This window comes from Xanthomonas sp. NCPPB 1062 (assembly GCF_041481705.2).
Taxonomy (GTDB): Bacteria; Pseudomonadota; Gammaproteobacteria; order Xanthomonadales; family Xanthomonadaceae; genus Xanthomonas; species Xanthomonas euvesicatoria.
This window is the reverse complement of record NZ_CM192987.1, coordinates 1,583,575-1,595,950: the sequence shown is the minus strand read 5'-3', so window position 1 is coordinate 1,595,950 and position 12,376 is coordinate 1,583,575. Positions and strand designations below refer to the sequence as shown.

Here is a 12,376-nt window from a genome sequence, read left to right as displayed (position 1 = left end):
CACGCACGCGAGCTGCACACATGGGTGATTTCATCGGTTCGGTCTGGTGGATGATCGTCAGCCTGGGCGTGTTGGTGACCTTTCACGAATTCGGGCATTTCTGGGTCGCGCGGCGCTGCGGCGTCAAGGTGCTGCGCTTTTCGGTGGGCTTCGGCAAACCGCTGTGGATGCGCCGCAACCGCCACGGCACCGAGTTCGTGGTTGCCGCGATTCCGCTGGGCGGCTACGTCAAAATGCTCGACGAGCGCGAAGGCGACGTGCATCCGGCCGAGCAGGGCCAAGCCTTCAATCGCAAGACCGTGTGGCAGCGCATCGCGATCGTCGCAGCCGGTCCCATTGCCAACCTGTTGCTGTGCATGGCGATGCTGTGGGCGATGTTCGTGGTAGGCAAGCAGGATTATTCGGCAACCATTGGTCGGGCCGATGGCCTGGCCGCCGAGGCCGGGCTGGGCCCGGGCGAGCGCATCGTGCGCATCGACGGTCGCAGCGTGAGCAGCTGGAGCGATGCCAGCATGCAGCTCACCACTGCGGCAATGGACAGGCGCGATGTCCGCGTCCTGACCGCCTCTGACGCTGCGGGCAGCAGTGAGCACACCTTGCGCTTGTCGCAGCTGCCGGTCGGTTTCGACGAACGCCGCGTGGCCGCACTGGCCGGCATCGGCTGGCAGTTCATGCTGCAGCCACCGGTGATTGCCGAAGTGGTGAAGGGCTCGGTGGCCGATGGCCTGCTCAAGCCGGGCGACCGCATCGTGGCCATCGACGGCCAGCCGATCCGCTCGGCCGAAGACATCATTCCGCAAGTTCAGGCGTTGGGCGCCCACGGCGGGCCGGGCATGATCGAGGTGGCGCGCGGCGAAGACCGGCTGGCGCTGGAGATTGCCCCGCGCAAGTCGCCGCAGGGCCAATGGATGATCGGCGTGCGTCCGGCCGCCGCGCCGGCTCCGGAATACGACAGCCGCCAGCAGTACGGGCTGTTCGCCGCCGTGCCGGCCGCGATCCGCGAAACCGGCCGGATGACCGCCGACTCGCTGGGCATGATGAAGCGCATGCTGACCGGCCAGGCCTCGGTCAAGAACATCTCCGGCCCGGTCACCATTGCGCGTGCCGCCAACGCCTCGGCCGAACGCGGGCTCGACTGGTTCCTGTATTTCCTCGGATTGCTGTCGCTCAGCCTTGCGATCATCAACCTGATGCCCATCCCGATCTTGGACGGTGGGCATCTGCTGTATTACCTTATCGAGTTGATCAAGGGCAGCCCGATCAGCGAACGGGCCATGATTGCCGGACAATACGTCGGCCTGGCGGTCCTGGCCGGGTTGATGGGACTGGCGTTCTACAACGACATCCTCGGCCTGGTTCCACGATGAAGCTGCTCCACTCTTTCCGCCTGTTGTCGTCGTCATACGCCGGCATCCAGCAACACCCGAATACGACTCCAACCGGATGTGACATGACGCGTCTTCCCACTCGCCGCCTGCTTGCCCTCGCTCTTGCCGCCGGCCTCAGCCTGCCGGCCGTTGCTCTGGCCGTCGAGCCGTTCGTTGCCAGCGACATCCGCGTCGACGGCCTGCAGCGCATCGCCTCCGGCACCGTATTCACCTATCTGCCGGTGAACCGCGGCGACACCGTGGACGATGCCAAGGTGGCCGACGCGATCCGTGCGCTCTACCGCACCGGCTTCTTCGAGGACGTGCAGCTGGACCGCCAGGGCAACATCCTGGTGATCACGGTCAAGGAGCGCCCGGCGATCAACAAGCTCACCGTGACCGGCAACAAGGACATCAAGTCCGAGGAACTGCTCAAGGGCCTGGGTGACATCGGCCTGTCCGAGGGCGGCACCTTCGATCGCCTGAGCCTGGACCGCGTGACCCAGGAACTGACCCGCCAGTACAACAACCGCGGCAAGTACAACGTGGAAATCACCCCGACGGTGAGTCCGCTGGACCGTAACCGCGTCGACGTGGCCATCGCGATCAAGGAAGGCAAGGCGGCCAAGATCCGCCACGTCAACCTGATCGGTACGGAAAAGTTCGCCAACGAGGACATCCTGGACAACTGGGAATCCAAGGAGCACAACTGGGCCTCGTGGTACCGCCGCGACGACCAGTACTCCAAGGAAAAGATGTCCGGCGACCTGGAAAAGCTCAACTCCTGGTACCTGGACCGCGGCTATGTCGACTTCAGCATCGACTCCACCCAGGTCTCGATCAGCCCCGACAAGCGCGATATGTTCATCAGCGCCGGCGTCACCGAGGGCGAGCAGTACAAGATTTCCGAAATCAAGGTGACCGGCGACACCGTGCTGCCGCAGGCCGACATCGAGCGCCTGGTGATCCCCAAGGCCGGCGACATCTTCTCGCGTGCATTGCTGGAGTACACCTCCGATGCGATCACCAACACGCTGAGCAACGTCGGCTACGCGTTCGCCAAGGTCAACCCGATCCCGACGCCGAACCGCGAAGACCGCACCGTGGCAGTGAACCTGCAGGTGGTGCCCGGCCCGCGCGTGACCGTGCGCCGTATCCTCTACAAGGGCAACAGCCGCACCTCCGACGAGGTCTTGCGCCGCGAAATGCGCCAGTTCGAGAACACTTGGTACTCGCAGGCGGCGATCGACCGTTCCAAGATCCGCCTGCAGCGGTTGGGCTACTTCGAAAGCGTGGACGTGGAAACGCCCGCGGTGCCCGGCAGCAACGACCAGGTCGACGTGGTCTACAACGTCAAGGAGACCACCTCCGGCAGCTTCGTGTTCGGCCTGGGCTACTCGCAGAGCTTCGGTGTGACCACCTCGGTGCAGTTGTCGCAGAACAACTTCCTGGGTGGCGGTAACCGCGTGGCAGTGGAGGCTTCGCGCAGCAGCTACCAGCAACGCTACGCGTTCTCCTACACCAATCCGTTCTTTACCGACGACGGCGTATCGCTGGGCTACAACCTGTCCTGGCGCGCGCTGGATTACTCGGACTTCAATACCGCACAGTTCAACAGCAAGAATGGTTCGGCGCAGGTGGTGTTCGGCGTGCCGATCACCGAAAACGACACCGTCTCGGCGATGGTGGGTATCGACAGCAACCAGATCACGACCTTCGCGGGCACCACACCGCAGGCGATCATCGACTACATCAATGCGATCGGCACGCGCACCTTCCATGCCTGGCGCACGGAGCTGGGCTGGGCACGCGACACCCGCAACGACTTCTTCATGCCGACCCGCGGCATGTACCAACGCGTGGGCCTGGAGACCACCCTGCCCGGCTCCACGGTCGAGTACTACAAGCTCAACTACCAGATCTCCAACTACTGGCCGATCATTCCGGCGCTGGTGTTGAACACGCGCTTCGAACTGGGCTACGGCGACAGTTACGGGAAGGACAGCACCCGCGTGCTGACCAACCCGGATGGCAGCACCCGCACGGTCACCGCCACCGGCCTGCCGTTCTACGAGAACTTCTACGCCGGCGGCACCAATTCGGTTCGTGGCTTCGAAGACAACACCCTGGGCCCGCGTTCGGAAGCGATCAATGGCTTTACCCGCGGCCAGCCGTTGGGTGGCTCGTTCAAGACGGTGGGCTCGGTGGAAATGTATTTCCCCAAGCTGTTCGACAGCCCGTCGGCGCGCGTTTCGGCATTCGTCGACTTCGGTAACGTGTACAACGGGGTGGACAACTTCAAGGCCAACGAGTTGCGCGCCTCTACCGGTGTGGCGCTGTTGTGGCGCGCGCCTGTCGGCCCCATTTCGATCAGCTACGCATTCCCGCTGAAGAAGGAAGACAACGACGAGATCGAGCGTCTGCAGTTCACCTTCGGCGGCCAGTTCTAAGATTGGCACGCGAAACAATGGCGGCCCGGACGCCCGGGCCGCCATTGTTGTTTGAACACCCTGGTATGAAACAGCTTTAGAAGTAGTTGTTCCAGACATTGCCCAGGCAGGTGGCGGTGGCGCCCCAATCGGATGCGTCCACGCATTGCACCTGCTGGTACCAGAAGCTCAGCGCGTTGGTGCGCTGCTGCGCGAAATCGTCGGCCGATGCACTGGTGACTGCGCCCAGCAGGATCACGCTACCGAAAATGGAGAGAACAGTTTTCATATGTTTCTTCCTGGGTTCGCCGCTTCGTTGCGGCCCGGCAAGCAATACGCTCGACTGTTTAGCCAACTTTTGGCGACGTTTTCCCCCTGTTAAACCAGCCACCTACCGTTTACGCGAGGTTTACCCTGATGCGATTGACCGCCAGTGCGATTGCCGAACAATTCGGGTTGACCGTCGTCGGTGACGGCACCACCGAAGTCAGCGGCGTCGCCACCCTGGCCCATGCAGGCGCAGGCCAGCTGAGCTTCCTGTCCAACCCGCGCTATCGTCCGCAACTGGCCGACACCCAGGCCGCCGTCGTGGTGTTGCGTGCCGACGATGCCGACGCCGCCAAGGGCACCGCGCTGGTCGCCAAGGATCCGTATACCGCATTCGCCAAGATCGCCGCGCTGTTCGACGTGGCACCGGTGCGCGAACCGGGCATCCATGCCTCTGCGGTGATCGACCCGACCGCCCAGGTCTCGGCCACCGCCCGTGTCGGTCCGTTCGTCAGCATCGGTGCGCGTAGCCGCGTGGGCGATGGCTGCGTGATCGGCACCGGCAGCATCATCGGCGAGGACTGCGTGGTGGACGAGGGCACCGAACTGCTCGACCGCGTCACCTTGGTCACGCGCGTGCGGTTGGGCAAGCGGGTGCGCATCCATCCCGGCGCGGTGATCGGCGCCGACGGCTTCGGCCTGGCCATGGATGCCGGGCACTGGATCAAGGTGCCCCAGCTCGGCGGTGTGGTGATCGGCGACGACTGCGAAATCGGTGCCAATACCTGCATCGACCGCGGTGCGCTGGAAGACACCGTGCTGGAAGAAGACGTGCGCGTGGACAACCTGGTGCAGATCGCGCACAACTGCCGCATCGGCGCGCACAGTGCGATCGCCGGCTGCACCGGCATTGCCGGTAGCGCCAAGATCGGCCGTTATTGCCTGCTTGGCGGGCATGTCGGCGTGGTCGGCCACCTGGAGATCTGCGACAAGGTGGTGATCACCGGCAAGTCTGTCGTGCGTAATTCCATCCATGAGCCGGGCGAGTATTCGTCCGGCACCCCTCTCACCGACAATCGCACGTGGCGCAAAAACGCCGCGCGCTTCAAGCAGCTTGATGTGCTCGCTAGGCGCATCCTGGCTGTGGGCAAGGAGAAAGAATGAGCCACCACGTTTACGAACTGCCGATCGACGTCAGTCAAATCCAGACGCTGCTCCCGCACCGTTACCCGTTTCTGCTGGTCGACCGCATCCTCGAACTCGATCTTGAAACCAAGTGGATCGTGGCGCAGAAGAACGTCAGCATCAACGAGCCGTTCTTCCAGGGCCATTTTCCGAACCGCCCGGTGATGCCTGGCGTGCTGATCATCGAGGCGCTGGCGCAGGTCGGCGGCGTGATGACCCAGCTCGGTCTGGGCCGCGATGCCTTGTCGCAGCTGTTCTATATGGTCAAGGTGGACAAGGCCCGCTTCAACAAGCAGGTGGTCCCGGGTGACGTATTGATCATGGAAGTGCAGATGAAGCGCCTGATCCGCAACGTGGGATGCTTCTACGGCGAAGCCAAGGTCGATGGCGAAGTGGTGGCCAGTGCCGAGGTGATGTGCGCCGGCGCCAGGTAATCACCCGCTTTCGGAGTAAGACACGATGCGCGATTCAACACCTTTGATTCATCCGACGGCGGTCATCGATCCATCGGCAACGCTGGCAGACGACGTCCGCGTCGGCGCCTTCTCGTTGATCGGCGCCGATGTGCAGATCGGGGCGGGCACCGAGGTGGGGCCACACTGCTCGATCCACGGCCCGACCCGGATCGGTCGCAACAACCGCTTCATCGGCCACGCCGCGATCGGCGGCGAACCGCAGGACAAGAAGTACGCTGGCGAGCGCACCGAACTGGTGATCGGCGACGGCAACGTGATCCGCGAATTCGTCACCATCAATCGCGGCACCGGCGGCGGCGGCGGCGTCACCGTGGTCGGCAACGACAACTGGATGCTGGCCTATACGCACGTGGCGCACGACTGCCACGTGGGCAACCACTGCGTGTTTTCCAACAACACCACTCTGGCCGGCCACGTCACCGTGGGCGACTACGTGATCATCAGCGGCTTTGCCGGCGCGCATCAGTTTTGCCGCATCGGCGCGCATGCCTTCCTGGGCATGGGCGCGCTGACCAATGGCGACGTCCCGCCGTTCACCATGGTGGGCAGCGACTCGCTGGGGCGTCCGCGCGGCATCAATAGCGAAGGGCTCAAGCGTCGCGGTTTCGACGCCGAACGCATCACCGCGATCAAGCGCGCCTACCGTACGCTGTACGTGGCCGGCCTGCCGCTGGCCGATGCCAAGCTGCAGCTGGCCGAACAGGCCAAGAGCAGCGAGGATGTGCGCGGCATGCTCGAGTTCATCGAAGCGGCAGAACGGCCGTTGTTACGATGAAGGGAATCGGGAATCGGGAGTCGGGAATCGTGGACGGTCAGCGCAACGGCGCGTCGGTCGGCAGCGACCCGACTGCGCTGCCGATTCCCCATTCCCCACTCCCCATTCCCGGCGCGCATGCGCGCCCTCCCCGCATCGCGCTGATCGCTGGCGAGGCCTCTGGCGACATCCTGGGCGCGGGACTGATCGAGCAGCTGCGGCTGCGCTATCCGAATGCCGAATTCGTCGGCATCGGTGGCGATGCGATGCGTGGGGTCGGTTGCCAGACCTGGTTCGATGCCAGCGAGCTGGCGGTGATGGGCCTGACCGAGGTGCTGCGGCATTTGCCGCGCCTGCTCAAGCTGCGCAGCGCGTTCCGCGAGCGGGTGCTGGCGTGGAAGCCGGACGTGTTCATCGGCATCGACGCGCCGGATTTCAACCTCCCGGTGGAACGCTGGCTCAAGCAGCGCGGGATCAAGACCGTGCACTACGTCAGCCCGTCGGTGTGGGCGTGGCGCGAGAAGCGTGCCGAAAAAATCGGCGTCAGCGCCGATCTGGTGCTGTGCCTGTTTCCGATGGAACCGCCGATCTACGCCAGGCATGGCGTGGACGCCCGTTTTGTCGGCCACCCGATGGCCGACGATATCGCCTACCAGGCCGACCGCGCAGCGGCGCGCGCAACGCTGGGCCTGTCCGCCTCCAGCACCGTCCTGGCAGTGTTGCCGGGCAGCCGGCACGGCGAAATCAGCCGGCTCGGCGACACCTTTTTCCAGGCCGCATGGCTGGTGTCCGAGCACCTGCCCAACCTGCACGTGCTGGTACCGGCCGCCAATCCGGGCTGCAAGCAACTGCTGGCCGAGCAGCTCTCACGCTCGTCGCTGCCGGTGATGCGCTCCCACCTGCTCGACGGCCAGGCACGCACTGCGATGCTGGCCGCCGACGTGGTGCTGCTGGCCTCCGGCACCGCCACGCTGGAAGCGATGCTGGTCAAGCGCCCGATGGTGGTGGGCTACAAGGTCGCACCGCTCACCTACCGCATCGTCAAGCTGCTGGGCCTGCTCAAGGTCAACCGCTACGCCCTGCCCAATATCCTGGCCAATGACGACCTGGCGCCGGAACTGATGCAGGACGACTGCACCCCCGAGCGCCTGTGCGTGGCGCTGCTGGACTGGTTCAAACACCCCGACAAGGTCGCCTCCCTGCAACCGCGCTACCTGGCCCTGCATGCGCAGTTGCGCCGCGACGCGTCGGCGCGGGCAGCGGATGCGGTGGCCGGGCTGCTGGAAGGCAGGGATTCGGAGGTCGGGATTGGGGATTCGGCAGGAGCGAAGGCATGAAAATCATTGCTTTAGGCACCCAAGCCGATAGCGCCGACGCTGAGGCGCGCCAGTCGCCCTTGTTTGACCAATCCCAAATCCCGAATGTCGAATCCCGGCGTTTGATCGCCGGCGTCGACGAAGCTGGCCGCGGCCCGCTGGCCGGTCCGGTGGCCGTGGCGGCCGTGGTGTTCGACCCCGGCAAACCACGCATCAATGGGCTGGACGATTCCAAGCAGCTCACGGCCGAGCGGCGCGAGCAGCTGTATGCGCGCATCGTCGACCGGGCGCTGGCGTGGTCGGTGGTGTTGATCCACAGCGAAGAGATCGACCGCATCAATATCTACCAAGCGACCATGCTCGGCATGCGGCGCGCGGTGGAAGGCGTGGCGCATGTGGCCGGGTTCGCGCGCATCGATGGCAACCGTGTGCCCAAAGGCCTGCCCTGCCCGGCCGAGGCATTGATCGGTGGCGACGCGCTGGACCGCGCCATCATGGCCGCCTCGATCGTGGCCAAGGTGACGCGCGACCGGCTGATGCACGAACTGCACACGCGGCACCCGGAATATCGCTTCGATCAGCACAAGGGCTACAGCACGCCGGTGCATCTGGCCGCGTTGCAAACCCACGGGCCATGCCCCCAGCACCGGCGCAGCTTTGCGCCGGTGCGCCTGGCGCTGGAAGGCCGCAACCCGGGGCCCGGGACCCGGGACCCGGAACAGCTGCAGATGGGCCGGTTGGTGGTGCCGCTTTAGAGGTCGGGACCCGGGACCCGGAAAAGCACCAGCACAGCAACAGCAAAGAAACGACGAGTGGCGTCCCGCTACGTCTTCCCGCTTTGCTTTCCCGGGTCCCCGGTGCCGGGTCCCGGCTCCTCAAGCCTGGCAGGTCCCCAGGTCCCGCCCCCAGCTGTCAAGCCTTGTTCGCCCCCGCCCCCGCCGGTACCCTGACCGCGCATTATTCCGGTCCCGCATGTCCACTTCCCGCTTCGTCCATCTGCACGTCCACACCGAGTTCTCGCTGGCGGATTCCACCATCCGTGTGCCCGAGAAACCGGATCAGGCTGACCCGAAAAAGGCCAAGCAGGCCAACCTGCTGAGCCGGGCAGTCGAACTCGACATGCCCGCGCTGGCGGTCACCGACCTCAACAACCTGTTCGCGCTGGTCAAGTTCTACAAGGCGGCCGAAGGCGTGGGCATCAAGCCGATCGCCGGCGCCGATGTGATGATCGCCACCCCGGACATGACGCCCTGGCGCATGACCCTGCTGTGCCGCGACCGCGAGGGCTACCTGAGCCTGTCGCGACTGCTCACCCGCGCCTGGATGGAAGGCCACCGCCCCGAAGGCGGCGTGGCGATCCATCCGGAATGGCTGCAGGCCGGGCACGCCAACCTGTTTGCGCTGGCCGGCCGCGACAGCCTGGCCGGGCGCCTGTTCAACGAGGGCCGCGCGGACCTGGCCGAGCAACAGCTGGCCGACTGGCAGCGCGTGTTCGGCGATGGCCTGCACCTGGAACTGACCCGCACCGGGCGCGAGGGCGAAGAACGCTTCAACCAGTTCGCCCTGCACGCCGCGGGCGTGCGCGGGCTGCCGGTAGTGGCCAGCAACGACGTGCGTTTTTTGTACGCCAGCGACTTCAATGCGCACGAAGCGCGCGTCTGCATTTCCTCCGGCCGCGTGCTCGACGACCCCAAGCGCCCGCGCGAGTACAGCGACCAGCAGTACATGAAGTCCAGCGAGGAGATGGCGGCGCTGTTCGCCGACATCCCCGACGCCATCGACAACACCCACGCGCTGGCGCAGCGCTGCAACATCGAGATGCGCCTGGGCACCTACTTCCTGCCCGCCTACCCGGTGCCGGAAGACGAGACGCTGGACAGCTGGATCCGCAGCCAGTCGCGACAGGGTCTGGCCGCACGCCTGGAAAAGAACCCGATCGCGCCGGGCAAGACCCGCCAGGACTATGTGGACCGGCTCGAATTCGAGCTGGACACCATCATCAAGATGGGCTTTCCCGGCTACTTCCTGATCGTGGCCGACTTCATCCAGTGGGGCAAAAACCAGGGCATTCCGATCGGCCCGGGCCGCGGTTCCGGTGCCGGCTCGCTGGTGGCCTGGGCGCTGCAGATCACCGACCTGGACCCACTGCCCTACAACCTGCTGTTCGAGCGCTTTTTGAATCCAGAGCGCGTGTCGATGCCCGACTTCGACATCGACTTCTGCATGGACCGCCGCGACGAAGTCATCGACTACGTGGCGCGCAAATACGGCCGCGAACGCGTCAGCCAGATCATCACCTACGGCACCATGGCCGCCAAGGCGGTGGTGCGCGATGCCGGGCGCGTGCTGGGCTTCTCGTATGGGCTGGTGGACAGCGTGGCCAAGCTGATCCCCAACATCCTGGGCATCACGCTCAAGGACGCGATGGGCGAAGGCAAGGACTCGGAGATGGCCTCGCCGGACCTGATCCAGCGCTACCAGGTCGAAGACGACGTACGCGACCTGATGGACCTGGCGCGCCAGCTCGAAGACCTCACCCGCAACGCCGGCAAGCACGCCGGCGGCGTGGTGATCGCCCCCGATCCACTCTCCGAGTTCTGCCCGCTGTTCGCCGAACACGACGAGGACGGCCGCGGCAAGAACCCGGTGACCCAGTTCGACAAGGACGACGTCGAAGCGGTGGGCCTGGTGAAGTTCGACTTCCTCGGCCTGCGCACGCTGACCATCATCGATTGGGCGGTCAAGGCGATCAACGTGCGCCACGCGCGCGCCGGCATCGACCCGGTGGACATCACCGCCATTCCGCTCGACGACGTGCCCACCTACAAGGGCGTGTTCGCCTCGGGCAATACCGGTGCGGTGTTCCAGTTCGAATCCTCGGGCATGCGCCGCCTGCTCAAGGACGCGCGCCCGGACCGCTTCGAGGACCTGATCGCGCTGGTGTCGCTGTACCGTCCCGGCCCGATGGACCTGATCCCGGACTTCAACGCGCGCAAGCACGGCCAGCAGGAGATCGTCTACCCCGATCCGCGCACCGAAGTCATCCTGAAAGACACCTACGGCATCATGGTGTATCAGGAGCAGGTGATGCAGATGGCGCAGATCGTCGGCGACTATTCGCTGGGCGGCGCCGACCTGCTGCGTCGCGCGATGGGCAAGAAGGTGCCGGCCGAAATGGCCAAGCACCGCGAAATCTTCCGCGAAGGTGCGGCCAAGGGCGGCGTGAGCGCAGCCAAGGCCGACGAAATCTTCGACCTGATGGAGAAGTTCGCCGGCTACGGCTTCAACAAGTCGCACGCCGCCGCCTACGCGTTGGTCAGCTACCAGACCGCGTGGCTGAAACGGCATTACCCGGCCGAATTCATGGCCGCCACGCTGTCCTCTGACATGGACAACACCGACAAGGTGGTCGGCTTTCTCGATGAAGTGCGCAACCTCGGCCTCACCGTCAAGCCGCCGCGCGTCAACGAATCGGCCTACATGTTCGAGGCCGCCAGCCCGGACACCATCCAGTACGGCCTGGGCGCGATCAAGGGCGTCGGCCAGGGCGCCTGCGAGGCGATCGTCGAAGAACGCCAGCGCGGCGGTCCCTACACCACGCTGCTGGATTTCTGCACGCGCGTGGGCACCGCAAAGCTCAACCGGCGCACGCTGGAAGCCATGATCAATGCCGGCGCGATGGATGGGCTGGGCAAGAACCGCGCCTCGCTGATGCTGCAGCTGCCCGAGGTGATGAAGGCCACCGAGCAGATGGCGCGTGAACGCGCCTCCGGGCAGAACTCGCTGTTCGGCGGGCCGGACCCGAGCGCCCCGGCAATGCGCCTGGACCTGCCCGAAAGCAAGGAATGGCCGTTGGGCCAGCTGCTCACCGGCGAGCGCGAAACGCTGGGCTTCTATCTCAGCGGCCACCCGTTCGACCCGCACCGCGAAGAAGTGCGCGAGCTGGTTGGCTGCGACCTGGGTGCGCTGGAAAAGATCCTGGCCTCGCAACAACGTGGCGGCGGTGGGGGCGGTGGCGATGGCGAAAAACGCGCCTGGCGGCCGGAAGTGAGCGCGATCCTGGCCGGCCAGGTGGTCGGCGTACGCCGCAAGGGCGACAGCCAGGTGTTCGTGCAGCTCGAAGACGGCCGCGGCCGGGTCGAATGCAGCGCGTTCTCCGACGCGATGGCCGAGTTCGGCCACCTGCTCACCCGCGACCGCATCCTGATCGTCAAGGGCGGCCTGCGCGAGGACGAATTCAACGGCGGCTACAGCCTGCGCATCCGCCAGTGCTGGGACTACGAGCAGATCTGCGCCGACCACGCGCAGCGGCTGTCGCTGCGCCTGGACCTGCGCGAAAAGCAGGCCTTCAAGCGCATCGACGCCCTGCTGGCCAAGCACCGCCCCGGCAAGACGCCCCTGCGCCTGGACTTGCTGCTACGCGCGCCCAGCGGCGGCGTGGCCGGCATGCTCGACCTCAACGGCAACCACTCGGTGCGCATCGACCAGCAGCTGATGGACGGCCTGCGCGCAGACCCGGCGGTGCGGACGGTGAAGATCAAGTACAGCCCGCCGTGGGCGTGAGGGGCCGGGATTGGGGATT

The 12,376-nt window shown here is 65.4% G+C and carries 9 protein-coding genes; 8 read left to right on the top strand and 1 reads right to left on the bottom strand.

Features of this window, described 5'->3' with window-relative positions:
• Positions 1-20: 20 nt before the first annotated feature.
• Positions 21-1,367 carry an RIP metalloprotease RseP gene (rseP, locus tag ACCQ16_RS06985; RefSeq protein WP_014089747.1) on the top strand — a complete coding sequence of 449 codons (1,347 nt, stop codon included), beginning with the start codon at positions 21-23 and terminating at the stop codon, positions 1,365-1,367.
• 83 nt (positions 1,368-1,450) lie between these two features.
• Positions 1,451-3,817, top strand: a complete 2,367-nt coding sequence (gene bamA, locus ACCQ16_RS06980; RefSeq protein WP_008578281.1) for an outer membrane protein assembly factor BamA — start codon at positions 1,451-1,453, stop codon at positions 3,815-3,817.
• A 76-nt stretch (positions 3,818-3,893) separates the two neighbouring features.
• On the opposite strand, the gene ACCQ16_RS06975 is transcribed toward bamA, so the two are convergent.
• Positions 3,894-4,085, bottom strand: a complete 192-nt coding sequence (locus tag ACCQ16_RS06975; RefSeq protein ID WP_277572873.1) for a hypothetical protein — start codon at positions 4,083-4,085, stop codon at positions 3,894-3,896.
• Positions 4,086-4,213: 128 nt separating this feature from the next.
• On the opposite strand from ACCQ16_RS06975, the gene lpxD reads away from it, so the two are divergent.
• The 6 genes from lpxD to dnaE all read left to right on the top strand — a co-directional run bounded on the left by lpxD (position 4,214) and on the right by dnaE (position 12,357).
• Complete coding sequence (lpxD, locus tag ACCQ16_RS06970) at positions 4,214-5,227, top strand: UDP-3-O-(3-hydroxymyristoyl)glucosamine N-acyltransferase (protein WP_277572872.1); 1,014 nt, start codon at positions 4,214-4,216, stop codon at positions 5,225-5,227.
• Positions 5,224-5,682, top strand: coding sequence for a 3-hydroxyacyl-ACP dehydratase FabZ (fabZ, locus tag ACCQ16_RS06965; protein ID WP_003485378.1), 459 nt, complete (start codon positions 5,224-5,226; stop codon positions 5,680-5,682). The genes lpxD and fabZ overlap by 4 nt, the downstream gene beginning before the upstream one ends.
• Before the next feature lie 25 nt (positions 5,683-5,707).
• Positions 5,708-6,499, top strand: coding sequence for an acyl-ACP--UDP-N-acetylglucosamine O-acyltransferase (lpxA, locus tag ACCQ16_RS06960; protein WP_011346889.1), 792 nt, complete (start codon positions 5,708-5,710; stop codon positions 6,497-6,499).
• A gap of 29 nt (positions 6,500-6,528) precedes the next feature.
• Positions 6,529-7,815, top strand: coding sequence for a lipid-A-disaccharide synthase (lpxB, locus tag ACCQ16_RS06955; protein ID WP_277572871.1), 1,287 nt, complete (start codon positions 6,529-6,531; stop codon positions 7,813-7,815).
• Positions 7,812-8,549, top strand: a complete 738-nt coding sequence (gene rnhB, locus ACCQ16_RS06950; protein WP_277572870.1) for a ribonuclease HII — start codon at positions 7,812-7,814, stop codon at positions 8,547-8,549. The genes lpxB and rnhB overlap by 4 nt, the downstream gene beginning before the upstream one ends.
• A 217-nt stretch (positions 8,550-8,766) precedes the next feature.
• Positions 8,767-12,357: a DNA polymerase III subunit alpha gene (dnaE, locus tag ACCQ16_RS06945; RefSeq protein WP_008578273.1), complete on the top strand. Its 3,591-nt coding sequence runs from the start codon at positions 8,767-8,769 to the stop codon at positions 12,355-12,357.
• The last annotated feature ends 19 nt before the right edge of the window (positions 12,358-12,376 follow it).

Coding starts and splice junctions, on each gene's coding strand:
- rseP (WP_014089747.1), top strand. CDS start 21: ATGGGTGATTTCATCGGTTCGGTCTGGTGGATGATCGTCAGCCTGGGC.
- bamA (WP_008578281.1), top strand. CDS start 1,451: ATGACGCGTCTTCCCACTCGCCGCCTGCTTGCCCTCGCTCTTGCCGCC.
- ACCQ16_RS06975 (WP_277572873.1), bottom strand. CDS start 4,085: ATGAAAACTGTTCTCTCCATTTTCGGTAGCGTGATCCTGCTGGGCGCA.
- lpxD (WP_277572872.1), top strand. CDS start 4,214: ATGCGATTGACCGCCAGTGCGATTGCCGAACAATTCGGGTTGACCGTC.
- fabZ (WP_003485378.1), top strand. CDS start 5,224: ATGAGCCACCACGTTTACGAACTGCCGATCGACGTCAGTCAAATCCAG.
- lpxA (WP_011346889.1), top strand. CDS start 5,708: ATGCGCGATTCAACACCTTTGATTCATCCGACGGCGGTCATCGATCCA.
- rnhB (WP_277572870.1), top strand. CDS start 7,812: ATGAAAATCATTGCTTTAGGCACCCAAGCCGATAGCGCCGACGCTGAG.
- dnaE (WP_008578273.1), top strand. CDS start 8,767: ATGTCCACTTCCCGCTTCGTCCATCTGCACGTCCACACCGAGTTCTCG.